This is a genomic window from Agromyces sp. NPDC055658, assembly GCF_053618155.1.
Genome location: NZ_JBSHHD010000119.1, coordinates 1 through 1,212, shown reverse-complemented (window position 1 = coordinate 1,212; position 1,212 = coordinate 1). Strand labels below are relative to the sequence as shown.

Sequence of the window (1,212 nt, the reverse complement as noted above, 5' to 3'; positions counted from 1 at the left end):
GGGCCGGTCCGTCGCCGCGACCGGCCCCACGCAAGGCGTCCACCGAAACCCCGGCCGCCAGATCCTCGGGCAACACCCCGACCACCCGGATCCAGGTCGGCAACCGCGCCACGCATCAGGGGCCGGTCCGGGCGAGCATGCAGATCCGCCGGGTCGACCCGTGGACTGTGCTGAAGGTCTCACTGGTGCTGTCGGTGGTGTTGTTCTTCGTGTGGATGATCGCGGTGGCGTTCCTCTACCTGGTGCTCGGCGCCATGGGCGTGTGGAGCAAGCTCAACAGCAACGTGGGCGACCTTCTGACCAGCGCCAGCGGCTCCTCAGGAGGCGAATTGGTGTCCAGCGGAACGATCTTCGGCGGGGCGGCGCTCGTCGGCCTGGTGAACATCGTGGTGCTGTGTGCGATGGCGACCATCGGCGCGTTCATCTACAACCTGACCACCGATCTGGTCGGCGGGGTCGAGGTCACGCTGGCCGACAGGGATTGATTTGGGAGTCTGCGCCTCGGTGCGGTAATCTCTGCGCTCGGTCGATCCCAATTTTCGGGCCTATAGCTCAGGTGGTTAGAGCGCTTCGCTGATAACGAAGAGGTCGGAGGTTCGAGTCCTCCTAGGCCCACGACACCCGGTGTAGCCGGTGATCACCGAGAGGTTGCGCCCATGCGGTATCTGCTTCTGGCCGGCGTCGCAGCCGTCGCGGTGATCGTCTGGCGATCACGACGCGGTGAAGAGGTTTGGCACCACGCGGAGACCCCGCGGCCAAATGAGGGGCCTTAGCTCAGTTGGTAGAGCGCTGCCTTTGCAAGGCAGATGTCAGGAGTTCGAATCTCCTAGGCTCCACAAGTCAAAACAGTTAGGAGCGGTTCCGGTGTCAGATGCCGGGGCCGCTTTCTTGTTTGTGAGCCGGGCGCGATCTCGGTGAATCACGTTGTGAGACCGTTGGTTCCGGTAGGACTTCGGCAAAGTCCCGAGAACTCCGACGTCCGTTGATAGCGTCGGCCTGCATGAGGTGTTGGCACAAGATGATTCCTGTCGCGGCGGCACTCGTCCTCAGCGGTGCTGCATGCGGTACCGACAGCAGCAGGCAGGCCCCGACCGACACCCAGACTCCGGTGACCTCGACGAGCGAGGCGTCCACCGCCCCGGCTGCCCCACAGACCCCGATGATGCCCAATCCGAACGGAGACGGCTCGATGGTGCCGTGTGAGGGAACCAT

Annotated in this window: 2 protein-coding genes and 2 tRNA genes; 3 read left to right on the top strand and 1 reads right to left on the bottom strand. The window is 64.1% G+C overall.

Translation table 11 applies throughout. From position 1 onward, the window contains the following. From ACWGPE_RS18995 to ACWGPE_RS18985, 3 genes are all read left to right on the top strand, one after another. Positions 1–485 (top strand): DUF3566 domain-containing protein (locus tag ACWGPE_RS18995; RefSeq protein WP_452049312.1); only part of this gene is annotated, 485 nt, incomplete at its 5' end. Positions 486–541: 56 nt separating this feature from the next. After that, positions 542–615, top strand: a tRNA-Ile gene (locus ACWGPE_RS18990). A 148-nt stretch (positions 616–763) separates the two neighbouring features. Further along, a tRNA-Ala gene (locus tag ACWGPE_RS18985) sits at positions 764–836 on the top strand. A 31-nt stretch (positions 837–867) separates the two neighbouring features. On the opposite strand, the gene ACWGPE_RS18980 is transcribed toward ACWGPE_RS18985, so the two are convergent. Beyond that, a partial coding sequence (locus ACWGPE_RS18980) for a hypothetical protein (RefSeq protein ID WP_452049311.1) occupies positions 868–1,212 on the bottom strand: 345 nt, incomplete at its 5' end.